Annotated in this window: 20 protein-coding genes; 4 read left to right on the forward strand and 16 right to left on the reverse strand. The window is 64.4% G+C overall.

The genetic code is table 11. From position 1 onward, the window contains the following. Positions 1–52: 52 nt before the first annotated feature. From upp to L0F51_RS13350, 8 genes are all read right to left on the reverse strand, one after another. The gene (gene upp, locus L0F51_RS13315) at positions 53–697 is read right to left on the reverse strand and encodes a uracil phosphoribosyltransferase (RefSeq protein ID WP_370642404.1); all 645 of its coding nucleotides are present in this window, start codon (positions 695–697) and stop codon (positions 53–55) included. Positions 698–821: 124 nt separating this feature from the next. Beyond that, a complete protein-coding gene (locus tag L0F51_RS13320; protein WP_234630348.1) occupies positions 822–2,042 on the reverse strand; it encodes a phosphopentomutase in 1,221 nt (406 codons plus the stop codon). After that, positions 2,042–3,358: a thymidine phosphorylase gene (deoA, locus tag L0F51_RS13325; protein WP_234629699.1), complete on the reverse strand. Its 1,317-nt coding sequence runs from the start codon at positions 3,356–3,358 to the stop codon at positions 2,042–2,044. The genes L0F51_RS13320 and deoA overlap by 1 nt, the downstream gene beginning before the upstream one ends. After that, on the reverse strand, positions 3,355–4,164 hold the full coding sequence (locus L0F51_RS13330) for a purine-nucleoside phosphorylase (protein WP_370642405.1): 810 nt from the start codon (positions 4,162–4,164) through the stop codon (positions 3,355–3,357). Before L0F51_RS13330 ends, deoA begins: the two co-directional genes overlap by 4 nt. After that, a complete protein-coding gene (gene cdd / locus L0F51_RS13335; protein WP_092808945.1) occupies positions 4,161–4,550 on the reverse strand; it encodes a cytidine deaminase in 390 nt (129 codons plus the stop codon). The genes L0F51_RS13330 and cdd overlap by 4 nt, the downstream gene beginning before the upstream one ends. A gap of 1 nt (position 4,551) precedes the next feature. After that, the gene (locus tag L0F51_RS13340; protein ID WP_234629700.1) at positions 4,552–5,520 is read right to left on the reverse strand and encodes an ABC transporter permease; all 969 of its coding nucleotides are present in this window, start codon (positions 5,518–5,520) and stop codon (positions 4,552–4,554) included. Positions 5,521–5,554: 34 nt separating this feature from the next. After that, positions 5,555–6,694, reverse strand: coding sequence for an ABC transporter permease (locus L0F51_RS13345; protein WP_234629701.1), 1,140 nt, complete (start codon positions 6,692–6,694; stop codon positions 5,555–5,557). Then, positions 6,691–8,289: an ABC transporter ATP-binding protein gene (locus tag L0F51_RS13350; protein ID WP_234630350.1), complete on the reverse strand. Its 1,599-nt coding sequence runs from the start codon at positions 8,287–8,289 to the stop codon at positions 6,691–6,693. Before L0F51_RS13350 ends, L0F51_RS13345 begins: the two co-directional genes overlap by 4 nt. A 952-nt stretch (positions 8,290–9,241) precedes the next feature. On the opposite strand from L0F51_RS13350, the gene L0F51_RS13355 reads away from it, so the two are divergent. After that, the gene (locus L0F51_RS13355; protein ID WP_234629702.1) at positions 9,242–9,472 is read left to right on the forward strand and encodes a DUF4160 domain-containing protein; all 231 of its coding nucleotides are present in this window, start codon (positions 9,242–9,244) and stop codon (positions 9,470–9,472) included. Beyond that, a complete protein-coding gene (locus L0F51_RS13360; RefSeq protein ID WP_234629703.1) occupies positions 9,465–9,881 on the forward strand; it encodes a DUF2442 domain-containing protein in 417 nt (138 codons plus the stop codon). Before L0F51_RS13355 ends, L0F51_RS13360 begins: the two co-directional genes overlap by 8 nt. Before the next feature lie 237 nt (positions 9,882–10,118). Here the strand turns inward: L0F51_RS13360 and L0F51_RS13365 are convergent, their stop codons facing one another. The 3 genes from L0F51_RS13365 to L0F51_RS13375 form a co-directional block, all read right to left on the reverse strand. Next, a complete protein-coding gene (locus tag L0F51_RS13365) occupies positions 10,119–10,604 on the reverse strand; it encodes a CAP domain-containing protein (RefSeq protein WP_234629704.1) in 486 nt (161 codons plus the stop codon). Between the two features lie 93 nt (positions 10,605–10,697). After that, positions 10,698–12,185 carry a hypothetical protein gene (locus L0F51_RS13370; RefSeq protein WP_234629705.1) on the reverse strand — a complete coding sequence of 496 codons (1,488 nt, stop codon included), beginning with the start codon at positions 12,183–12,185 and terminating at the stop codon, positions 10,698–10,700. Between the two features lie 13 nt (positions 12,186–12,198). Next, a complete protein-coding gene (locus tag L0F51_RS13375) occupies positions 12,199–13,620 on the reverse strand; it encodes an MBOAT family O-acyltransferase (RefSeq protein WP_234629706.1) in 1,422 nt (473 codons plus the stop codon). A 762-nt stretch (positions 13,621–14,382) separates the two neighbouring features. Between L0F51_RS13375 and L0F51_RS13380 the strand changes: the two genes are divergently transcribed. Next, on the forward strand, positions 14,383–15,966 hold the full coding sequence (locus L0F51_RS13380; protein WP_234629707.1) for an anti-phage dCTP deaminase: 1,584 nt from the start codon (positions 14,383–14,385) through the stop codon (positions 15,964–15,966). Positions 15,967–16,031: 65 nt separating this feature from the next. Here the strand turns inward: L0F51_RS13380 and L0F51_RS13385 are convergent, their stop codons facing one another. After that, a complete protein-coding gene (locus L0F51_RS13385; protein ID WP_234630351.1) occupies positions 16,032–17,045 on the reverse strand; it encodes a BMP family protein in 1,014 nt (337 codons plus the stop codon). A 125-nt stretch (positions 17,046–17,170) separates the two neighbouring features. On the opposite strand from L0F51_RS13385, the gene glk reads away from it, so the two are divergent. Then, positions 17,171–18,196, forward strand: a complete 1,026-nt coding sequence (gene glk / locus L0F51_RS13390; protein ID WP_234629708.1) for a glucokinase — start codon at positions 17,171–17,173, stop codon at positions 18,194–18,196. A 15-nt stretch (positions 18,197–18,211) separates the two neighbouring features. Here the strand turns inward: glk and hrpB are convergent, their stop codons facing one another. Genes hrpB through L0F51_RS13410 form a run of 4 tightly spaced genes read right to left on the reverse strand, consistent with a single transcriptional unit; the run spans position 18,212 to position 24,259 of the window. Continuing rightward, complete coding sequence (gene hrpB, locus L0F51_RS13395; RefSeq protein WP_234629709.1) at positions 18,212–20,671, reverse strand: ATP-dependent helicase HrpB; 2,460 nt, start codon at positions 20,669–20,671, stop codon at positions 18,212–18,214. Next, on the reverse strand, positions 20,668–21,333 hold the full coding sequence (locus tag L0F51_RS13400) for an ATP-binding cassette domain-containing protein (RefSeq protein WP_234629710.1): 666 nt from the start codon (positions 21,331–21,333) through the stop codon (positions 20,668–20,670). Before L0F51_RS13400 ends, hrpB begins: the two co-directional genes overlap by 4 nt. After that, positions 21,330–23,078 (reverse strand): ABC transporter permease, encoded by a 1,749-nt coding sequence (locus L0F51_RS13405; RefSeq protein ID WP_234629711.1) that lies wholly within the window; start codon positions 23,076–23,078, stop codon positions 21,330–21,332. The genes L0F51_RS13400 and L0F51_RS13405 overlap by 4 nt, the downstream gene beginning before the upstream one ends. Next, complete coding sequence (locus L0F51_RS13410) at positions 23,048–24,259, reverse strand: ABC transporter substrate-binding protein (RefSeq protein ID WP_234629712.1); 1,212 nt, start codon at positions 24,257–24,259, stop codon at positions 23,048–23,050. The genes L0F51_RS13405 and L0F51_RS13410 overlap by 31 nt, the downstream gene beginning before the upstream one ends. Positions 24,260–24,416 lie beyond the last annotated feature (157 nt).

Consider the following 24,416-nt stretch of genomic DNA (forward strand, 5'->3'; position numbering starts at 1 on the left):
TCATCCTCAAGGCGAGGGGAAGAGCGTCCAGCAGGCAACCCGCCGAAAAACCCTACTTCGTCCCGTACATGCGGTCGCCGGCATCGCCGAGGCCCGGCAGGATATAGCCGTGGTCGTTCAGATGGCTGTCGATCGCGGCCGTCACCACCGGCACGTCGGGATGAGCGGCACGGAAGCGTTCCACGCCTTCGGGCGCGGCGAGCAGGCAGACGAAGCGGATGTCCTTCGCCCCGCGCTCTTTCAGGCGCTGGATCGCGGCGATCGCCGAATTCGCCGTCGCCAGCATCGGATCGACGGCGATGACGACGCGCTCGTGCAGATCTTCCGGCGCCTTGAAGTAATATTCCACCGGCTGCAGCGTCTCCGGATCGCGGTAGAGACCGACATGGGCGACGCGGGCCGCCGGCACCAGATCGAGCATGCCTTCCAGGAGGCCGTTGCCGGCGCGCAGGATGGAGGCGAAGACGAGCTTCTTGCCGGCCAGGGTCGGCGCCTCCATCGTGGCGAGCGGCGTCTCGATCGTCGTCGTCGTCAATTCCAGGTCGCGCGTCGCCTCATAGGTCAACAGCGCCGCAATCTCGCGCAACAGACGGCGGAAACTCGCCGTGGACGTGCCCTTGTCGCGCATGATCGTCAGCTTGTGCTGCACCATCGGATGATCGACGACGGTCACATCCCGTCTCGTTGAAGCGTCCACGCCCCTCTCCTTCTCGTCTCTTGTTCGTCGGCGGCTTCTGTCTCACCCTGGGTGAAATGGGTCACGGCACCGAGGTCAACCCGCCGCCTTGAACCGAAAGGCGATATTCACCGGCGAAATCGCCTCAGATCAGGCTCGCGCCCGCGGCAAGAGGCGGCAGGGCAAGATGCGCCGACAGCGTCTGGCCGACATCGGCATAGGTCGAAAGCTCGCCCGCCGGACGCCCTTCGATGCCCGGGCCGAAGGCCAGAACCGGCACGGTTTCACGTGTGTGGTCGGTGCCCACCCAGGTCGGGTCGTTGCCGTGATCGGCCGTCAGGATGACGAGGTCGCCCGGCTTCAACAGCGCAAAGAGCTCCGGCAGGCGGCGATCGAAGGCTTCGAGCGCCGCCGCATAGCCGGCCGGATCGCGGCGATGGCCGAAGATCTGGTCGAAGTCGATGAAGTTGGTGACGATGAGGTCGCCGTCCTTTGCCGACCGCGCCGCCTCCAGCGTCTTGTCGAACTGGCTCTCGTTCTCCGGCGCCTTCAGCGTCTGCGTCACGCCGTGACCGGCAAAAATGTCGGAGATTTTTCCGATCGCCCAGACGTCGCGCCCCGCCTCCTTCGCCTCGTCGAGAAGCGTGCGCGCCGGCGGCGGCACGGAAAAATCCCGCCGGTTGCCGGTGCGTGCGAAAGTCTCCGCGCTGTCGCCCGTAAAGGGGCGCGCGATCACCCGGCCGATGCGGTACGGGTCGCAGAGCTTTCTCGCGATCCGGCAGGTCTCATAAAGGCGTTCGAGCCCGAAAGCCTCCTCATGCGCGGCGATCTGAAAGACGCTGTCGGCCGAGGTGTAGCAGATCGGCTTGCCGGTCTTCACATGCTCTTCGCCGAGCTCCGCAATGATCGCCGTCCCCGACGCATGCGTGTTGCCGAGAATGCCCGGCAGTCCCGCTTCGGCGATCAGCGCCTCGGTCAGCTCCGCCGGAAACGCTGGCTCTTCGGTCGGAAAATAACCCCAGGCCTCGCGCAACGGGCAGCCGGCGAGCTCCCAATGGCCCGTCGTCGTGTCCTTGCCGCGCGAGCGTTCGCGGGCAAAGCCCCAGATCGCCTCGGGTTCTGCGACGTGCTCGACACCGGCCGGATAGGCGCCCGACGCTGCCTCCGCGGCCCGCCCGAGCCCCAGCCGGTTCATGTTCGGGATGTTGAGCGGTCCTTGCCGCAGCCCCGCGCGGTCGGCCTCGCCGTTGGCGCAGCGCTCGGCGATATGGCCGAGCGTGTTCGCGCCCTCGTCGCCGAAGTCCGCCGCGTCCTTCGCCCCGCCGATACCGACGGAATCCATCACCAGGAAGAAACCGCGCGCCATCATTGCAGCCTTTCGACGATCAGAGGATTGGCCGAAACCGGTGTCTCGGCGATGTGATAGGCCCGCCGGATCGCATGCGCGGCATCGGCGAACGCCTCTTCGCTGCGGGCATGAACGAGCGCCAGCGGATGATCCGGGCCCACCTCGTCGCCGATCGCGGCAAGCTGCGTCACACCGACGGCATGATCGATCGCATCTTCCGCCCGGCGCCGGCCGCCGCCGAGTGTCACCACGGCGACGCCGATCGCGCGCGTGTCGATCGCCTCCACATAGCCGGTGCTGGCGGAGCCGACCGTGCGCGCAAACGGCGCTTTCGGCAGATGGCGTTCCGGGTTTTCGACGAAATCCGCCGGTCCGCCGAGCGCGCTCACCATCTTCTGGAAGCGCTCCGCCGCCGCGCCGTTCGCAAGCGCCGCCCGCGCCATCTCTTCGCCCGCCTCGGCGGTGGGCGCAAGGCCACCCAGCCTCAGCATCTCGCCGACGAGCGCGATGGTGACCTTTTCGAGCCGCCGATCGCGATGCCGGCCGGTCAGGAAATCGACGGCGTTCTGCACCTCGACCGCATTGCCGGCGGCCGAAGCGAGCGGTTCGTTCATGTCGGTGATGAGCGCGGCGGCGGGAAGGCCCGCGCCCTTTGCGACCGTCACCAGGCTTTCGGCGAGACGATGCGCATCGGCCGGATCGGCCATGAAGGCGCCGGTGCCGGTCTTCACATCAAGGACGAGGCCGGAAAGCCCGGCCGCGAGCTTCTTCGACAGGATCGAGGCGGTGATCAGCGGCACCGATTCCACCGTCGCCGTCACGTCGCGGATGCCGTAAAAACGCTTGTCGGCCGGGGCGAGATCGCCGGTCTGGCCGATGATGGCGCAGCCCGCCTCCGCCACCACCTTGCGGAAGGTCGCAAGATCCGGCTGCGTCTTGTAGCCCGGAATGGAATCGAGCTTGTCGAGCGTGCCGCCGGTATGGCCGAGCCCGCGCCCGGAAATCATCGGCACCAGCCCGCCGCAGGCCGCCACGATCGGGGCCAGCATCAACGAGACATTGTCGCCGATGCCGCCGGTCGAATGCTTGTCGAGGACGGGCGCCTCCGCCTCCGGCCAGGTCAGAACGTCGCCGGAGCGGGTCATCGCCTGCGTCAGCGCCACGATCTCCGCCTCGTCCATGCCGCGGAAGAAAACGGCCATGGCAAGCGCCGCCACCTGTCCTTCGGTGACGCTGCCGTCCGTCAGCCCCTGCACGAAGAACGTGATCTCGTCGGCGCTCAGCGCCGTGCCGTCGCGCTTGTTGCGGATGATTTCCTGCGGCAGAAAACTCATCTCGCCCCCTCCCCGGAGAAATGCCGCATCAAGATCGCCTCAAGCTTCTCTCCCCCGAGCGGTGCCACGGTCTTCGTCTCCTCATGCGAAAGCTCGCGTCCGGTCATGCCGGCCGCATAATTGGTGATGACGGAAAAGGCCGCGACGCGAAGCCCGAGAAAGCGCGCCAGGATGACCTCCGGCACGGTCGACATGCCGATCGCATCGGCACCCAGAATGCGGGCGGCACGGATTTCCGCCGGCGTTTCGAAGGACGGCCCGCTCACCCACATATAGACGCCCTCGGCGATCTCGCGCCGCGCCTCTTCGGCCGCGATCCGGAAATCGCCGATCAGCACCCGGTCGTAGGCCTCCGTCATGCCGACGAAACGCGCGTCGGAGGCCTCGCCGATCAAGGGATTGGCGCCGAGAAGGCTGATATGGTCGGTGATCTGCATCAGCGAGCCCGGCGGCATGTCCTCGCGCAGGCTGCCGGCCGCATTGGTCAAAATCAGCGTTTCGACGCCGAGCGCTTTGAGCGTCTCGAGCGCCGGGCGCATCACGTCGGCGCGGCCATGCTCATAAAAATGCGAGCGCCCGGCCATGAGCGCCACCGGCGTGCGCCGCAAAATCCCGAGCACCAGCTCACCGGCATGACCGGAGACGGAGGGCCGCGGAAAGCCGTCGAGCTCCGCATAGGGGATCGCCACGGCATCCTGGAGCTTGCCCGCCAGGCCCGACAGGCCGGAGCCCAGAACGATCGCCGCCTTCGGCGCCATGCCGGCACGGTCGGCAATGGTCTTTGCAGTCGTCTCGGCTCTCATCATTCCTCGTCCAGATCGAAAGCGAGCGGCAGGAGCGTGCCGAGCGACGCATAGGCGACGGGGCCCGTCGCATCGCAGAGATGCACGAGCGTCTCTTCGGTGCCGAATTCGCGCAGCCGCTGGCGGCAGCCGCCGCAGGGCGTGATGCGTGGCATCTTGGCGGCGAGAATGGCGATTTCGGCAATCTCGCGTTCGCCGGCCGCGACCATCGCCGCGATCGCGGAGGTCTCCGCGCACCAGCCTTCCGGAAAGCTCGCATTCTCCACATTGGCGCCGACGAAAATCTTGCCGCTTGCGGTGCGCAGCGCCGCTCCGACGGGAAAATCCGAATAGGGGGCATGCGCGTTCAGCATCGCCTTCCGCGCCGCTTCGAAAAGATCGCGCGCCATTCTAGCGCTCCTTCACGTAAGGGATGCCGCCGGCCTTCGGCGGCACTGCGCGGCCGATGAAGCCTGCGAGCAGGATGACGGTCAAGATATACGGGAGCGCCTGCATGAACTGCACCGGCACCTCGCCGATCACGGGCACGTTGGCGCCCTGCAGGCGGATCGACACGGCATCGAGAAACCCGAAGAGGAAACAGGCGCCCATGGCCGGCCAGGGGCGCCATTTGGCGAAGATCAGGGCGGCGAGCGCGATATAGCCCTTGCCGGCCGACATGTTGACGATGAAGCCCGCCGATTGCGCGATCGCGAGATAAGCGCCGGCGATGCCCGTCAGAATGCCGCAGATGATCACGGCCCGGTAGCGCAGGAAGGGGACGGAGACGCCCGCCGTATCGACCGCCGCCGGGTTCTGCCCGACCGCCCGCAGCCTCAGGCCGAAACGGGTGCGAAACAGCACCCACCAGGTGAGCGGCACCATCAGGAAGGCGACATAGACGATGAGATTGTGGCCCGAGATGAGCTCGTAATAGATCTCGCCCACGACGGGCACGTCCCGCAGCGCCTCAGCCCCCGGCAGAGTGATCGCGCCGAAGCGCGCGTCGCCACCGAGCTGCGGCGTGCGTCCGCCTTGCGAAAACCAGGCCTGACCGAGAAGCGCCGTCATGCCGGCCGCGAGAAAGTTGATCGCGACGCCCGAGACGATCTGATTGCCGCGCTGGGTGATGGAGGCAAAGCCATGCACCAGCGCCAGCACGATGGAGGCCGTGATTGCGGCGAGAAGCCCGAGCCAGGCGGAGCCCGTCCAATAGGCGGCGGCCGCCGCAAAGAAGGCGCCGGCCAGCATCTTGCCTTCCAGGCCGATATCGAAAATGCCGGAACGCTCGGAATAAAGCCCGGCGAGACAGGCGAGAAGCAATGGCGTTGCGAGCCGCACCGAGGAATCCAGGATGAGGACGATCGTGGTCAGATCCATCTCGGCCTCCCTGCAGCTCGCACTCTCCCCCGCCTCACGACCTCTCCTCCTCGGCCACGACGCGCTCGCGCTGGCTCGTCGACATCAGCGCAAACGCCCGCCCGATCCCCGGCCGGAACATGTGTTCGAGCGCGCCGGCAAAGAGAATGACGAGCGCCTGGATGACGACGATCATGTCGCGCGAGATCGTCGGCATGTCGAAGGCGAGCTCCGCGCCCCCCTGATAGAGCATGCCAAAGAGAAACGCCGCGAGCACCACGCCGACGGGATGCGCGCGCCCCATCAAGGCGACGGCGATGCCGACGAAGCCCGCGCCCTGGACGAAATCGATCTGCAGCCGCTGCTGGTCGCCCATCACCGGGTTCAAAGCCATCAGCCCGGCGAGCCCGCCGGAGACGAGCATCGTGACGATGGTGATCTTCACCGTCGAAATGCCGGCATAGACGGCAGCCGTCGGATTGAGGCCCGTGGCGCGGATCTCGTAGCCGATCTTCGTGCGCCAGATGAAATAATAGACGAAGACGCAGGCGGCGAGCGCGACGAAGATCGAGATATTGGCGGGCGCCGCCCCCATATCCGCGCCGAAGAGATGGAAGAGCCCGCCGAGTTCCGGCAGCGTGCCACCCGCCTCGAAGGTGCGGGTTTCCGGCTGCATGGAGCCGACCGGCGACAGATGATCGACGAGGAGCCAGACCATCAGCGAGGAGGCGATGAAATTGAACATGATCGTCGTGATGACGATGTGGCTGCCGCGCTTCGCCTGCAGATAGGCCGGAACGAGCGCCCAGGCGGCGCCGAAGAGCGCGGCGGCTGCGGTCGCCACCGGCAGCGTCACCCACCACGGCACGTAGCGGTCGAGCGCCAAGGCCGCGACCGCGACGCCGAGGCCGCCGAGATACGCCTGGCCCTCACCGCCGATATTGAAAAGGCCGGCATGGAAGGCGACGGCGACGGCGAGCCCCGTGAAGATGAAGTTCGTCGTATAAAAGAGCGTGAAGCCGACGCCCTCGCCGAAGCCGAGCGCCCCCCAGACCAGGATTTTTACCGCTTCGAGCGGATTCTCGCCGATGAAGAGCACGACGAGGCCCGCGACCAGGAACGCCACGACGACATTGACGAGCGGGATGACGCCGACCTCGACCCAGGTCGGCAGCTTTTGGAACGGCGCGCTCATGCTTTTGGCTCCGCTGCGCTCGCGCGGCCCATTTCGCCCTCCGCTTGAGCTTCCTCAGCGCTCTCCCCTTCGCCCTCCTCCGGCGTCACGCCGGCCATCATCAGGCCGAGCTCGCCTTCCGAAGCCTGGGGCCCGCGCTCGCCGACGATCTTGCCGGCGAACATCACAAGGATACGGTCCGACAGCGCGCGGATCTCGTCGAGCTCCACGGAGACGAGGAGGATCGCCTTGCCCGCGTCGCGCATCGCCACGAGCTGGTGGTGGATGAACTCGATCGCGCCGATATCGACGCCTCTGGTCGGCTGGCCGACGAGGAGCACGTCGGGATCGCGCTCCATCTCGCGGGCGAGCACGATCTTCTGCTGGTTGCCTCCGGAAAAATTCGCCGTCTTCAGCCGCGGGTCGGGCGGGCGGATGTCGTATTGCTGCATTTTTTCGCGCGCTTCCGCCTCGATCGCGCTCCGGTCGAGAAAGGCGCCGCGCCCATAGGCCTTGTCGCGGTGATAGCCCAAGATGGCGTTCTCGTTTTCTTCAAAGCCCATGACGAGGCCCATGCGGTGGCGATCCTCCGGCACATGCGCGAGTTTCGAACGCCGCCGCATCGCCGGATCGGCGCGGCGGGCGAGATCCTCGCCATCTGAAAGCCGGATTTCGCCCGAGGTCGCGGGACGGATGCCCGACAGCGCCTCCAGAAGCTCCGACTGGCCGTTGCCCGAGACGCCGGCAATGCCGACGATTTCGCCGGCGCGCACCTCGAACGACACGTCCGACACCCGCGCCACGCCGTTTGCGTCGACGACGGAAAGGTTTTTCACCGTCAACAGCGGAGCCCCCGGCGCCGCCTCGCCCTTTTCCACGCGCAAGAGCACATGCCGGCCGACCATCAGCTCGGCGAGCTGTTCCGGCGTCGTCTCGGCGGTCGCGAGCGTCGCCACGATCTCGCCGCGGCGCATGATCGAGACATTGTCGGTGATCGCCATGATCTCGCGGAGCTTGTGGGTGATCAAAATCACCGTCTTTCCCTGGCTCTTGAGCTGGCGAAGGATGCGGAAGAGATGATCGGCCTCCGACGGCGTCAGAACACCGGTCGGCTCGTCGAGAATGAGCGTGTCGGCGCCGCGAAACAGCGCCTTCAGAATTTCCACGCGCTGCTGCAGCCCGACCGGCAGATCGCCGACGACCGCATCGGGATCGACCTGCAGCTCGTATTCGCGTTCGAGCCGCTTCAATTCCGCGCGCGCCCGGCTCACCCCCGCCTTCAGAAGCGTGCCGCCCTCCGCCCCGAGGATGACGTTTTCCAGAACGGTGAAATTGTCGACCAGCATGAAATGCTGATGCACCATGCCGATGCCGGCCTTGATGGCATCGTCCGGCGAGGTGATGTTTCGCTTCTCGCCGCGCACGAAAATGTCGCCGGAATCGGCCTCGTAAAAGCCGTAGAGGATCGACATCAGCGTCGATTTACCGGCCCCGTTCTCACCGACGATGCCGTGGATCGTGCCTTCCTCGACGAGAAGATCGATGTTGCGGTTCGCCTGGACCGCACCAAAACTCTTGCTGATGCCGGACAGGGCGATCGCCGCGGGCGCCTGCATGTCGAGCTCGCCCGGCATCCGGCCCGGCACCTCATCACCGGACATCATCGGCCCCACCCCCAGATGCTTGATGGGCCGCCTCATGGGCCGCCGGATTTCTGCCCTCGAGATCTCCGCCCGGGCAAGCCCTGGCTGCGTGGGTTCTTGCCACCAGGGTCGCCACCGCGCGAACTCTCGTTGCACGGATCCTGCCGGCCCGAACCCCCGTTGCATGAACCCTGCCGGCCCGCACCTTGCCGGCTCGACCCCTGCTCATCCGAACCGATGCGGCTTCGCCGCCGCCTTTCGGCCGGGCGGCCTTTGCTTGCGGATCGTCTGTGTCGGGTCGGTCCGTTCTGAAATTCATGCAGGGCAAAACGCGTGGCAGGCCGGAACATGGCCGGATGGGACGGCTTTCGCCATCCTGGCACGCCCGGCCGCCGCTTGCACGCCGAAATCACCCGTCACGAGCGCCTGAAACCCGGCTTTTTCCCCTGCCGCAGCGTCAGGTTTTTCGGCTGCCGCTACGTCAGGTTTTCGCGCGCCACGGCCGATCTCCAAGCACGGGCACCAGCGATCGGGTGTTCTTCCCCCCACCCCTGTGTGCCTGAGGGGAGAAAGTGGCGTCGAAGGCGTTCGATGAGGGTGACACCTCGATGCACTCAGGCGCCAGCGATGGGGCCTTCTTCTCCCCGCCCCTGTTCCTTGGGGGGAAAAGGTGGCGCCGAAGGCGTCGGATGAGGGGTGATCTCTCAATTCGCCTCAGAGCCCGCAGCAACGCCACCCCTCACCGCCCGCTGCGCGGGCACCTCTCCCCAGGGGGCGAGGAAAGGCGTCTGCCGCTTGCGGGATGGCATGTGCCGTTGCCTCCGAACAAGCGGGACACCAGGACGGCGCAAACCGAAAGGGCGGTGTCATTTCTGATGATAAGCGGACACGTTGAAAACCCAACAAGATCGGTTTATCGTGCCGCATGGTCACCGTGCTGCGTTCGGGCGCGTTCCGCGTCGTCATCTTCACCGACGACCATGCGCCGGCACATGTCCATGTCTTCGGCGACGGCATGGCGAAGATCGACATTTCCGGCGCCACCCCACGCCTCATCGAGACGACGATGACCAAGGGCGAGCTGCGCAAAGTCGCGGCGCTCATCGACCGGCACCAGACCGCCCTTCGGCAGAGATGGAGAGACATCCATGGCTGATTTCGAGTTCTCAGACGCGGAACGCGAGGCGGCCGCCCGCCACGCACAGGCCGAGGCGGCGAGCCGTCCGGCGCCTGAAAGCGTGCGCTACGACCGCGCATCGGGCCGCATCATCGTCGAGTTCGAAAACGGCTCGGCCTTCATGGTGCCGGCGCGGTCGCTGCAGGATCTGGAAGACGCCTCCGACGACGATCTCGCCGAGGTCGAGCTTTTGGGCGCTTACGGCCTGCATTGGGAGAAGCTCGACGTCGATTTCACCATTCCGGGCCTGATGGCCGGCATCTTCGGTACGGCACGATACATGCAGCAAAAGGGCGGCCGATCCCGCTCGCCAGCGAAAACCGCCGCGGCACGCGAAAACGGCAAAAAAGGCGGCCGCCCCCGGAAAGTTTCTGACCAGACCCGATGAGCCCGGAAGAGTCTGCAAATTTCAGTGCCAGCGATCGGAGTTCTTGTTCCCTGTGTTTCGGGGGAGAAGGTGGCGCCGAAAGCGTCGGATGAGGGGTGATCTCTCAATTCGCCTCAGAGCCCGCAGCAGCGCCACCCCTCACCGCCCGCTGCGCGGGCACCTCTCCCCAGGGGGAGAGGAAAGGAGTTCGTGGCATCGGCGGGAGACCCCTGTTCCCCGAAACCCCGTCGGCACCCCCTACCGCATCGCCTGCCGCGGCTTGCGTTCCGTTCCCAAAATCAGCGCATAGAACCCGCCGGAGCGCGCGGTGGGGGCGACCGCGCCGGCGAAGCCGATCTCCGTCACATAGGCGTTGCGCAAGTTCTTCTCGTGCCCCGGCGAGGCGACCCAGCCCTGGAACGCCGCCGCCTCGCTCTTGTAGCCGCCGCCGAGATTCTCCGCGATCGCGCCCCAATCATAGCCGACGGCCGCCACCCGCTTCGGCAGTTTCCCGGCGACGGTATGGCTGATGTCGTTTTCCCGCGCCATCGCCAGCGCCTGGCGCTCGGCCACCACGTTCAGCCGTGGCGACACGGTGACCGGCCCGAGCCCGTGCCTCGCCCGATACTCCGTCACCATCGCCCGCATCGCCGCCTCGTCGACCGGCACGTTGCGCGCCTCGAATTGTTCCGACGGCCCGGCACAGGCGGCGAGAAGAAGCGTGAGAAGAAACACGAAGCGCATGGAACGACCCTGAAAAAAACGATGCGGTGGGGCGATGATCTCGCAGAACGCGCGATGCGTCGACCTGCCTGCCGCGCATCCTCTCGGCAAGGCTCAAAGGCCTTCGTCCACACCGCGTTTCGTGCCGCCCGCTTGCGTCTCGGGAGGCCGGGTTCCGAGCGCGACCGCCAGATCGTCGCTGCCGCCCGCGGGCGGGTGAAACCGCACGGCTTTGCCCGCATATCGTGCCGGCAGAGCGATCTCGACGAGCCGCTCCGGTCCCGCCCCCTCGAAGGGGATGGACAGCCCCGGCCGATCCTCCGCTCCGCGCGGCGCCGGCAAAAACAGACGGCTCGGCCCCTCCGCGCTCGTGCGGAAGCGGATGCGAAGGCATGGCGGCTCATTCCCCTCCGGCATCAGAATGCGAAGATCGCCTCCCGAAAGCCGCGTGACGCGGGATGCCGCCTCCGTTCCGTCCGTCCTCGCCGCAGAGGGCGGCGCGTAACGGCAGCTCCTTGCCGTCTCCTGGTTCACCCGCAGCAGACCCTGGCCGATCGGGCTTTGCCAGTTGAAAGGCCCCTCGCGGACGCGCAGGAAGAAGCGCCGCTCCACGGAATTGATGAGAAAGAGGCTCGGACGCCGGCTCAGCGCCGCAAGCAGGGCCTCGGTCTCGCCCCCGTCCGTGCCGATCTTGTCGATTTCGAGATCCGTCGCGCCCGGAAACAGGATGCGGGTCTTGTCGGCCGCCGCGATATAGAAGGAATCGTGGAGGACGAGGACCTGCGCCAGCCCGCCTCCCGCCGCCTGCGTGAACGGCCCGGCCCAATAGGCAGGAAACGTGTCCGTCACCTCCAGCTCCGGCAGGCTCAGCATGCTGGTGCGCAGATCCGTGGGTTTTGCCACGGGAACCGCCTGATCCGCTTCGGGAAGGCCCGGATCGGTGCCGAAGAGCGCCTTCGTCAGCTGCCGCATCGCCGCCGCCTGGCCGAGTTCGTTCCAATGCGTGTCGGTGGCGAAATAGAGGTCTTTTGACGGATCGACGTCCCGCATGGCCTCCAGATGGTCGATGACCGGCGCGCCGAGATCGCGCGCAATCGCCCGCCAGCGCGCCGCGGCTTCAAGCTTGCAGCCGGCGAGCGCGCCCGCCCGCAGACCGAGATGCTCCGGCTCGGCGACCGATTTGTCCGGCGAGACGCTGACGACGAAGCGGATGCCGGCCCCCTCCGCCACGGCCCGCAGCGCCTCCAGCGTGTCGAGCGCGGCGGTGACCTCCTCGTCCCCCAGGCATTGTCGGGGGCCGAACTGATATTTGTAAAAGAGCCAATCCCCGGCGCCCGAAATCACGCTGTCGGTGTCGACCGCATCGAAGACGCTGTAGTCGAAAAAAGATCTCGCCTGGCTCGCGAGATGCCGCGCCATCGTCCGGTTGACCAGCTGCGTGACGATCTGATTGCGGTAGCGGTCCTTCGATTGCAGCATTTTGTGCCAGATGAAGGGACGCTCCGGCGCAGAGTTGGTCCGTTGCGGCCCGAAAGCGGCGAGGCTCGCCAGGGGCGCAAGCAGAAACAGGACGAACACGCAGGCGGTGAGATATCGGGTCATCGGCGTCGGCGCCCTAGAACCGGAAATAGAGGAAGGGCGAATAGGCCTGCGGCAGGATGAAGAGCGCGAGCAGCAGGCCCGTTGCGGCGATGAAGAGGGCCCGCGCCGGCTCGACGAAGCGGGAGCGGGCCGGCCGCGCGACGACGACACCGAACGGCGTGTAATGCCCCTGCGCGAACGCCGCCGCGCTGGCGAGAAGAAGAACGAAGACGGTGAGCGGCGTCAGCGCCACCACCATCAGCGGCGCGAGCGACCAGGCGTCACCGGCGAGCGGAGAGACCATCGCCGTCGCGAAGGCGGTGAACTGGGCGAGATCGTTCGCCTTGAAGAGGACCCAGCCGAACACCACCACCGGCGCCAGATAGACAAGGCGCAAAAACGCGCCGCGCTGGTCGCCCGCCTGCCGCCCCCAGACGAGCCGCTCCAGGATCAGGAAGGCGCCGTGATAAAGGCCCCAGAGAACGAAGGTCCAGGCGGCGCCGTGCCAGAGACCCGTGGCGAAGAACACGATCGCCAGATTGACGTAAGTGCGGGCCGGGCCGCGGCGGTTGCCGCCGAGCGGGACGTAGAGATAGTCGCGGAACCAGGTCGACAGCGAGATGTGCCAGCGGCGCCAGAACTCCGTCACCGTTCTGGCCGCATAAGGGTGGTTGAAATTCTCGCGAAAGCGGATGCCGAACATCATGGCGATGCCGATCGCCATATCCGAATAGCCTGAAAAATCGAAATAGATCTGGATCGTGTAGGCGATGGCACCGATCCAGGCGGTGGCGAAGGTCACGTCGCCGTTCGTCACGGCGAAGGCCGCGTCGGCCGCCCGCGCCGCCGTATCGGCGATGATCACCTTCTTGGCGAGGCCCAGCATAAAGCGGCAGGCCCCGGCATTGAAGAGCTCGAGCGAGGTGGCAGGGGCACGGAAATCGGCGGCGACATCGCGGTAGCGCACGATCGGGCCGGCGATCAGCTGCGGGAAGAACGATTGATAGGCGCCGAAGAGGATCGGATTGCGTGCCGCGGCCACCTCCCCGCGCCAGACGTCGATGACGTAGGAGATGCCCTGGAACGTATAGAACGAGATGCCGATCGGCAGGACGATATTGGCAGCAAAGCCCTTGGCGAATTCGAGCCCGGTCAGGTCCACGTTGGAGAGCAGGAAGGCCGTATATTTGAAGAAGCCGAGGATCGCGAGGTTCGCCGCCACGACGCCGATCAGAACGCCGCGACTGCGGGTTTTGTCGATCAACAGCGCGCCGAGAAAATTGATGGTGATGCTCGCCAGGAAGACGAGCGTCAGCGCCCCCGACGACCAGAAGAAGAACACCATGCTCGACAAAAACACGGTGAGCGGAAAGTAGCGGCTGTGGCGCGTCGCAATGCCGGCGAAAAGCGCCGCCGGCAGGAAAAAGAAGACGAAGACCTGAGAAGAAAAGACCACCGCGCCCCCGCTCTGCCTTTCGGTCTACGCGGTTTTGAGCGCAGCCTCGCGCGGGGTTATAAGGGTTGAGCGCGCCGACCTTCCAGCCCCTCGCCGGGTTCGGAAGGTCGAACGGATCGGCTAAACCTTGATGTGGTGGGCGGTTTCCATTGGAACGAGTCCATCCGAGATGCATCCTCGCGCGCCGCGGCTGATACTTAGAGTTCGGCGACCTCAGGCGGGCGACACCGCCAAATCCGCAGGTTGGTGTCTCCTGGCGCGATACTACCCCAATTTCGGGTACATCGCCGCCTCAAATTTCTTCGAAGGCGCGGCACTCATGATCAAAAAAGATGACGTTGGAGACGAAGGGGAGGCACCCATCAACCAAGAAAAGCCCACATCCCTCGCCGCCATTACGCTCGGAAATCCATCCCGCCCTTATTACGGCGTGCCCGCTTTTTTTTGGACAACGCGAGCCTTAGTCGGCGTGGGTCGAAACCGACTCAAATCTCTCAGTTTGGGGATCACGTAGCGCATCAAAGTCGCGCGCTTTTTCCTCGTCCAGCACAAACTCCATTCCCACCAGGGCAGCCAAGCTCTTCATCGACTCCTCTAGGCTTGGTGGGTTGTGCTGTGCCGTCAATGAACGGCCTCCGGGACTTTGTGACATGTGCTCCCTCCAAAGCGAATCACCAGAAAAAACGAGACAACTCCACATCTCGTTCCGCAAGTGAATATCCGATAATCTTCGTTAATATCTACCTGCGGAGGACGCCAACAATGCAGCAGATCGACCCGGTCAGTTTTCCAGAGCTAATTTTCGGCACCGCAGGACCGATCGGCGTGGACATGGACGCGCTATCTCGCGCGATCGCAGAGTGCTTGGCGGCTGTTGGGTACCAGGCTGCGCATATCAAGCTCACGGAGGAGATGCTCAGGTTTCGACCCGGCATCGTTCCAAAGCCCAAAGAGGCCGGGAAATTTGCTGAATACGAATGGAAAATGGACTACGCAAATGCCCTCCGGAAGGCATACGAGAGATCCGATGCGCTCGCTCGGATCGCGATTCACACGATCCGCCTCCGACGCGCAGCGGTCACGCGATCGCGCCTAGCAGAGTCACTACCAACTGAAGTGCCACCCGAAGAAAAGCCTTTAGACCGGCACGCCTTCATAATACGACAGTTAAAGCACCCAGATGAAGTCACACTACTAAGAAAAGTCTATGGAAAGCAATTTATTCTTATATCTGCTTATTTACGCGAATCAGATCGAAAACACAATCTCATTGAAAACATAAAAACGACCGAATCGACAAGATCTTTACACTCTTTAATTGAATATAAGGCAACAAAGCTCATTGAGCGAGACGCAAGCGAAACCGAAGAACAGCTAGGCCAGAAACTGCGAGATGTTTTTCACCTTGCAGACATGTTTATCGATGGATCGAATATAGAAACAATGAGAGATGCTTTAGAAAAATTTGTAAACGTATTTTTTGGAAAGACAGACATCACCCCTTCGAAAGATGAATACGGCATGTATGCGGCGAAATCCGCATCTCTACGCTCAAGCGACTTATCACGACAAGTTGGCGCAGCGATCTTTTCTAATGAGGGTGAGATTATTACGCAAGGATGTAACGAAGCGCCGAAATTTGGTGGGGGAACCTATTGGGACTCCGAACTCCCCGATCATCGAGACATCAAAAAAGGAAAAGACCCAAACGATCTTCAAAAGAGAGAAATTCTACGGGATGTGATTGAACGTCTTCGAACGGCAGGCTGCCTAAGCACAACGCTTTTATCTAAGGGCAATGATACAGAAATTGTTAGCTTCCTTCTGCAGAAAGAAAACCATTCGCCTGACGAGGAAGAAGGCCCCCTTTCCAATTCATGGCTTATGGACCTAACTGAGTTCGGCAGGATCATCCACGCTGAAATGAGTGCCATTTGTGATGCAGCACGACTTGGGCGGTCCATCCGATTTTCCACTTTATACTGCACCACCTTTCCGTGTCACAACTGCTGTAAACACATCATAGGAGCCGGTATCAATCGAGTTGTTTACATGGAACCATACCCTAAGAGTCGCGCAAAAGACTTACACGAAGATGAGATCGATATAGAAACGGAAAACACTACACGTCGCGTTGCATTTGTTCCATTTTTAGGAATTTCTCCGTACAGATACCGAGATGTCTTTCAAAAAGGTCGAAGAAAGACAAGAGACGGCATTGCCTCAACTTGGATTCACGGAGAGCCTCGTCCCATACTCGATATCGACTTCCCTTCCTACACTCGAATGGGAGAAATTTGGGCGCTTATACCGTTATTAGGCGACCTAAAAGACGCTGTCGCCTAGCGATAATTGCGCCCTGCCCCTGATCGGGGCACATTGCCTTTGATCGCAAACGGCCTTTCGCCACCTCACTTCATCGCCGGGCAAGAATTGTCCGACATGTAATCGTGCACCTTGATCTCGCCCGAGGTGATCTTCGCAGACGCGTCTTCCACCTTGGTCTTCATCTCGTCGGTGATGAGGTCCTTGTTGGACTCATCGAGCGCCCAGGCGACACCGTCTTCGGCGAGGCCGAGGTTCTGCACGCCGCCCCATTCTTCCATCGAGACGCCGTTCTGAACGTCTTCGAACGCCTGATAGACGGCGTTGTCGACGCGCTTCACCATCGAGGTCAGAACCGAGCCCGGATGCAGCATGTTCTGGTTGGAATCGACCCCGATGCCGAGCTTGCCTTCGTCGGCGGCCGCCTGCAGCACGCCGATGCCGGTGCCGCCGGCGGCGTGGTAGACGACGTCGGCGCCGCGGTCGAACTGGCTCTTGGCAAGCTCGCCGCCCTTCACCGGATCGTTCCAGGCCGCCCCCGTCGTGCCGGTCATGTTGGCGTAGATCTCGATCTCCGGATTCACCGCCTTGGCGCCTTCGACATAGCCGCATTCGAACTTGCGGATGAGCGGAATGTCCATGCCGCCGATGAAGCCGATCTTGCCGGTTTTCGAGGCCATCGCGGCCAGCATGCCGACGAGATAGGAGCCCTCATGCTCCTTGAAGACGATCGAGCGCACATTGGGCTCGTCGACGACCGCATCGATGATGGCGAATTTCGTCTCGGGATATTCCTCCGCCACTTTCTCGATCGCCTGGGCCTGCGAGAAGCCGATGCCGATCACAGGATCGAAGCCGCGCTGGGCGAAGCGGCGAAGCGCCTGCTCGCGCTGCGAATCGTTCTGCAATTCGAAGTCGCGGTAATCGGTGCCGGTCTCTTCCTTGAAGCGCTCCGCGCCGATATGCGCCGCCTCGTTGAAGCTCTTGTCGAATTTGCCGCCGAGATCATAGACGATCGCCGGCTTCACCTCCTGCGCCAGCGCCTGGCCGGCCGACATCGCCATGGCGCATGCTGCAAAAGCGCCGGTCGCGAACCGCATGAGACCCATTCCGTTCTCCCTTGAAGTCTTCGCTGGCGGCTTTGCCGCCCAGGTTGCCATGGGGCTCAGATTGACATGGGCCCATGTGCGTTGCACCTCCTTTATCAGGCTCATCCAGGTTCGATATGGCGTCTTCCCACAAGATCGAAACACTCGCCTTTCCCGTCCTTCTCGGCGATATCGGCGGCACCAATGCCCGCTTTGCGCTTCTTCCCGGCAGGGACGAGGAGGTGCTCCACTTCGCCCCGGTGAGAACAGGCGACTTTCCCAACATCGAAAGCGCTGTCCGTGCGGCGGTCCTCGACAAAACCGAGATCCGGCCGCGCTCGGCGCTCTTTGCGCTCGCCGGACCGATCGACGGCGACGAGGTCGATCTCACCAATGCCGAATGGATTGTCCGCCCGCGCGACGTGATGGCGGCGACCGGCATCGAAGACATCACGCTTCTCAACGATTTCGAGGCGCAGGCGCTGGCGATCTCCGCGCTCGACGATCCGGATATGACGACGGAGGCGATCGGGCCGGAGCTCGCGCCGCAAGAAAATTGCCGCGTCGTTCTCGGCCCCGGCACAGGGCTCGGCGTCGCCGGCCTCGTCTATGCCTCCGGCCTGTGGACGCCGGTGCCGGGCGAAGGCGGGCATGTCGCGCTCGGGCCGGATGCCGACGACGAATTCCCGATCTGGCCGCATATCGAAAAGGAGGGCGGGCGCATCTCCGCCGAGGCGCTTTTGGCCGGGCGCGGCATTCCGCGGCTTTACCGGGCCGTGGCTGCCGCACGCGGGCTTGCCGCATCCTTGTCGACACCGGCGGAGGTGACGAATGCGGCACTTGGCGGCGAGGACCCGCTCGCGCTTGCCACCATGACGCTCTATTGCCGCCTCCTCGGGCGCGTCGCGGGCGACCTTGCCCTCGTCTTCATGGCGACGGGCGGCGTCTTCATCGCCGGCGGCATCGCCCCGCGCATCGCCCTCCTTCTCAAAGAGGGCGAATTCCGCCACGCCTTCGAGGCGAAATATCCGCACGAAAACCTGATGCGCCAGATCCCGACGCGCCTCGTCACGGCCGAGCAGCCGGCGCTCACCGGCCTTGCCGCCTTCGCACGCGCACCCGAAAACTTCTCCGTGCCGCTCGACCGCCGCCGCTGGCGCTAGCGACGTCGGGCTGGCTCAGCCCTTGCGCCGTTTGGCACCGGTCGAGGGGGCCGCCGTCGCCGGATCTTCCGGCCAGTCGTGTTTCAGATAGCGGCCGCGCATCTCCGCGCGCACGTCGCGCCACGAGCCGCGCCAGAAGCCGGGGAGATCCTGCGTCACCTGCATCGGCCGCCCGGCCGGGGATAGAAGCTCGAAGGTGAGCGGCAGGCGCCCGTCCAGAATCCTCGGGTGTACATCGAGCGAAAAAAGATTCTGCGGCGTGATCGCGACCGTCGGCGTCTCCCCCGAATAATCGATCGCGACCTCGCGGCCGGATGGCGCGACGAACGTCGCCGGCGCCTTGCGATCGAGCTCTTTGAGCAGAGACCACGGAATCAGCGGTTGAGTCGCCTCTTTCACCGAGTCTCGGCTGATTCCGCCGAGCGAGAGACTTGTCCCCGCCAAAGGCAGGAGCCATTCCGCGGCGCGCTCGGCCAGCGCCTCGTCGGAGAGGTCGGGCCAGGCGTCCCCCTCATGCTGGCGCAAAAAGCCAATGCGATCAAACATTTGCCGGGTTTCGTCGGGCCAGGGCAGCGCCTCCAGCCCACGCTTCAGCGCCGCCTCGGCGAGAAGCGCGGCCGCTTTTTCCGGATCGAACGATTTCAAGGGTTTAGCGGAAATCACGAGCGCGCCCAGCCGGCGCACACGCCGCGCATTGATGCGATCCGCCGCCGAATCATAAGAAAACTCGTCGTCTTCTGAAATCTCGAAAACCGCCTCGATCTCACCCCGGGTCAGCGGTGCGGCGAGCAGAATGCGCGCATCGGCGCCGCCGCGCTGGACCTCGGCGATCGCCAAAAACTCTTCTGCTGCAAGGGGATCGTCCTCATCGACATAGGCGCCGCGGCCGTTCGCCATCAAAAAGCGGCCGCCCGGCCCGCGCGATTTTGCGATCCTTTCCGGCCAGGCGGCGGCGAGATGAAGCCCCACCGAAATCGCCTCCTCTCGCGGCTTTCGCCCGACCGTCTCCTCCGCCAGTCGCGCCCACCGCCTCGCCGCCTCGCGCGCCTTCTCCGCCCGCCCCCCGCGCGCGCCGCGCACGACGGAGAGGCGGTGCTGAAGGTCCGCCGAGCGTCCGCCAAGCCCTTGTTCTGACACGAGAACCGCGATCTCTGCGGCTTCCCGCGCCGCGCCATTTTCGGACGCGGCGAGGATCATATGGGCAAGCCGCGGGGCGAGCGGGAATGCCGCCAGCGCCTTGCCGTGTTCGGAAATCAGGCCTGAGCGGTCGACCGCGCCGAGGCGAGAAAGGAGCTCCATCGCCTCCGAAAAAGCGGCCTTTGGCGGCGGATCGAGCCAGGCGAGCGCATCAGGCTCGCGCACCCCCCAGGAGAGAAGCGACAGCACGAAGGCGGAGAGCTCCGCCTCCAGGATTTCCGGGCGGTCGAACGGCATGAGGCCGGCATTCTGCGGCTCGTCCCAGAGCCGGAAGCACAGGCCCGGCTCGGTGCGCCCCGCCCGCCCACGGCGCTGATCGGCGGCCGCGCGCGACACCCGCACCGTCTCGAGCCGCGTGAGGCCGGAGCCCGGGTCATAGCGCGGGCGCCGTGACAGCCCGCTGTCGACGACGATGCGCACGCCCTCGATCGTCAGCGACGTCTCGGCAATCGCGCTCGCCAGCACGACCTTGCGCCGTCCGGCAGGTGCAGAACGCACCGCTCTGTCCTGCTCCTTCAGGTCGAGGGCGCCGTAAAGCGGTGCAATCTCGACATTTTTCCCAACTTTGCCGGAAAGCCGGTCGGCCAGGCGCAGGATCTCCCCCTGGCCGGGCAGAAAAGCGAGGACGCTCCCCTCCTCCTCGCGCAGAGCCTGCAGGATTGCGGCTTCCACGCCGTCTTCGGTCCGCCTGTGCGGTGCCTGGCCGAGGTAGCGGGTCTCAACGGGAAAGAGGCGACCGGCACTCTCGACCACCGGCGCATCACCGAAGAGCGCAGAAAAGCGCGCTCCGTCGACCGTCGCCGACATCGCGCAGAGCTTCACATCCGGGCGCAGCGCAGAGCGGGCATCGAGGGCCAGCGCCACACCGAGATCGGCATCGATCGAGCGCTCATGCACCTCGTCGAAGAGAATGGCGCCGATCCTCTCAAGGCCCGGATCATCAAGGATCATACGCACGAAGACGCCGCCAGTGACGAGCTCGATGCGGGTTGCGCGGGAAATGCGGCTTTCCATGCGCACGCGGTAGCCAACCGTCTCACCCACCTCTTCGCCGAGCATTTGTGCCATGCGGGAGGCGGCCGCACGCGCCGCAAGCCGGCGCGGTTCGACGACGATGATCCGGCCGCCCTCTGCCAGCCCTTCATCAAGCAGCGCAAGCGGCACGCGCGTCGTCTTGCCGGCGCCGGTCGGAGCAATGAGGACGGCAGCACCCGGCGCGCGCAGGGCTTCAAACAGCGCAGGCAGCGCCTCCTCGACCGGCAGACACGAGGCGTTCATTCTCCGCTCGCCCCACCAAGCTCGATAACCGGCCCCCCGGCTGCCGCAGCGTCCTGGTGGTCATGCGTCACCAAAAGAACCGGGAGATTGCGCTTGCCGGCCTCGTCGAAGACGAGACGGCGCATCTGATCGCGAAGCGCCACATCGAGCTTCGAAAACGGCTCGTCGAGGAGAAGCGCACGAGGGCGCGACAGGAGGGTGCGAAGAAGCGCGATGCGCGCTCTCTGGCCACCGGAGAGTGTCGCCGGATCGCGGCCTTCCATGCCCTCAAGTCCGACCTCGGCAAGGGCTCCCGCCACGGTTTCCTGACGCGCCTCTCGAGAGGAGCCGGGCCGTAGGCCGAAGAGAAGATTGCCGGCCACTGACAGGTGCGGGAAAAGCAGAGGATCCTGGAAGAGGAGGCCCATCTGGCGGGTTTCGGCGGGTCGGTCGGTCACGTCTTCGCCAGCCAAAAGCACGCGCCCTTCGACCGCGAAAATCGGATCGAGAAAGCCGGCAGCAAACGCGAGAAGCGTCGATTTACCGGAGCCCGAAGGCCCCATCACGGTCAGGACCTCACCCGGGCGGATCGTCTTGTCGACGGACAGGAGGAGCCGGCCCGCGAGGCTGATCCTCACCTGCGAAAGGGTCAGGGCATCGGTTGCTTCGGGAGCTGAGATCATCCGCCCGCACGCATGGCCGCGCGGCGGCGAAAAAGCAAGGCGGGAACCAAGGCTGCAAGTCCGAAGCCAAGGAAGGGGAGAAAGGCTTGAACGAGCGCAGTCGCAGCCGTGATGCGCCGATCGCCACCCGATGACAGGGCCACGGCCTCCGTCGTCACTGTCGGCCAGCGCCCGGCACCGATCAGGAGAGTCGGCAGATAAAGCGAGATCGAAACGGCGAAACCAAGCGCCGTCGCGGTCGCGATCGCACGAGACAGCATCGGCAGCCGGATCTTCCAGAAGACGGCGTCCGCACTGCGCCCGAGACTCCGCGCGATCAGGGCGTAACGCGGATCGAGCGCATGCCAGGGCTGCGAGAGGGAAAGAAGCACATACGGGAAGACAAAGACGAGATGCGCGAGGATGACGGCCAAAAGCCAGCCGTCGAGGCGCAGCGACACGAGAAGCATGTCGAGGCCGAAGAGAAAGGCGATCTGCGGCACGAGAAGCGGCAGATAAAGCGCGACCAGCATCCGCGTGGTCGTCGTTCCGCCGGTGCGGGTCTCATATTCCAGCGCACCGAGAGCAAGGACGACCGCCAGTGCGGAGGAGAGCCCGGCAATCAAAAGAGCATTGTCGAGAGGTCCGCCCAGCGTCGCCCCCACGCTGCGCCAGGTGTCGAAGGTCAGCGCATTCGGCCAAATGTCAGGGAAAGCCCAAAAGCCGGCGATTGACCAAAGCACCAGCGTGGCAAGACCGGCGAGGACGAGACCACCGGCAAGGCTCATCGTCGCCCCCGCCAGATGGCGGACAAAACCGTCACGGCGAAAGCGGTGACCCGACGCCATCAGCTTCGCTCCGATCCTGGCAATGAGCCATTCGAGAGCGAGCCACAGGCAAATGGCAAAAAAGGCGAGCGCAAACTGAGCCAACGCACCGGCTGCCGCGAGGCTACGCAGGGACAGGTTGGGATCCGACTGCCATTCCAGAATGCGCACTGCGAGTGGGGCCGGCGTCGTCGGCCCGAGGATCAAAGCAACATCGACGACGGAACAGGCATAGGCGATGATGGCGAAGATCGGCAGACGGAGCTGGGCGTAGAGTGGCGGCAGAACGGAAAAAAGGAAGGCCGCGACGCGCCCATAGCCGAGCGCTCGCGCCATTTTGAGGCGCGGCTCCGCCTCTACCTGCGGAAGGGCTGCGAGGGCCATCAGGAAGAGGAAGGGGATCTCTTTCACGACAAGGCCCGCCGTCATCGCAAGCCCAGCCGGATCATGCACGATCAGCCAGTCGGGTGGCCGCTCGAAACCGCTCGCCCAGGGAGACAACGCCCGCATCAGAAGGCCGGACGGTGCAATCAGGAAGGCCAGTCCGAAAGCCGCCGCCGCATGCGGGACAGACAGGAGCGGCGCAATCAGGCGCCGAAAGACGCGAAAGACCCGCGTCCCATGCCAGGCGGCGACAAAGCCCATCACCACCAGGAAGGCGAGAATCGTCGTGCACAGACCCGCGCACAGGCTGAGGGCGAGGGAGACGCCAATGCCCGGCGCGCCAACAAGTGCGACGAAGGGCTCGAGAGAGAAATCCTCAAGCCCGAGAACGGGGAGATAGCCGAACGCCGGCAACGCCGCACCGAGGAGGCCGGCGATTACCGGCAGCACCAGAAGCGCGAGAACCGCAATTGGAAAAGCGATCAGCCGCGATCGCGACCGCTCCAGCTTCTGTTGGGTCGATATTATTGGCCAGCTCCGTAGCGCCGCGCCCATTCCGCCTCCAGACGCTCCATCCAGCTTGCATGCGGTTCTGGCAGCGCCTTGCCCAGTTCCTCCGGCGGCAAGGTCGCAACGCCGAGGTCGAGCGTATCAAAGCGAGCGCGATCCTCCTTCGGCAGGGCAGCGACATCGAGCACCGTCGGGTCGCCCCAGACATTCGGGTCCTGCTTGCGGGCCTGCGCCTCCGGCGACATGAGGAAATTCGCAACAACCATGGCACCCGCCTTGGCATTGGCATTGAAGGGGATCGCCAGGAAATGCGAATTGGCGATCGATCCCGCCTCCGGCACATAGCTTCTCACCGTGTCCGGCAATTCGTGGGCCGCAATGGCGCTCGAGGCATCTGCCGGATTGAATGCAAAGGTGATGTCGACCTCGTTATCCGCCAGAAGTCGGCGCATCTCCCCGTAATTCTGAGGGAAGGCGCGTCCCTGCCGCCAGAGAAGTGGATGGAGTTCGTCGAGGAATGTGAAGAGCGGTTTCGTCTGCCGGGCGAAGGTCTCGTCATCGGCCGGCTGCATCAGAACTTGCGGATCGGGAGCGAGTTCGTAGAGCGCCTGTTTCAGAAAAGTGGAGCCGAGAAAGTCGGGCGGCTGCGGATAGGTGAAACGACCGGGATTGGCCCTCGCCCATTCCAGAAGAGCCGGCATGGATTTCGGCGGATTTTCCAGGCGCGCCGTATCGTAGAAGAAGACAAGCTTCGCCATGCCCCATGGCGCTTCGAGCCCATCCGTCGGCACGGTGAAATCGGTCTTGACCGTGGGCTTTCCCTCCTCATCCACGAAGCGGTAGTTCGGCAGCTCCGTCGCCCAGGGGCGACCGAGAAGGAGGCCCGCCTCCTTCAGAGAGACAAAGTTCTCACCATTGATCCAGACGAGATCGACGGTGCCATTTTCATCGCGCCCGGCCGCCTTTTCCGCCACGATCTTGGAGACGACATTGGCGGTGTCAGCGACCTTCACCTGTTTGAGCGCCACGCCGAAGCGCTCTTTAACTTCCCCCGCCGCCCAGGCGATGTAAGCGTTGATGCGGGTCTCGCCGCCCCAGGCATGGAAATAAACCGTCTCACCCTTCGCCTCTCCGAGCACCGCCTCCCAGTTCTCCGGATTAGGGGTCTCGGCATGGGCCGTCGTCGCAACGATCAGCGCAAAGACGGCGGCAAATATCCTGAACATGATGTTCTATCTTCCTCCCGTGCCGCACTTTCGGGCCAGGCTGAGTTTTTTGCGTCCCCCGCTTTGGAGAGGTCGGCAGAGCCTTCGCCTGGGTCGTGCATGATGGCTTTCGGGAGCGAGCTCCCTCTTTGCACCTTGAGAGCGCGACAGGAGCGTT

Origin of the sequence: Afifella sp. H1R (assembly GCF_021462425.1) — a bacterium.
GTDB lineage: Bacteria > Pseudomonadota > Alphaproteobacteria > Rhizobiales > Afifellaceae > Afifella > Afifella aestuarii.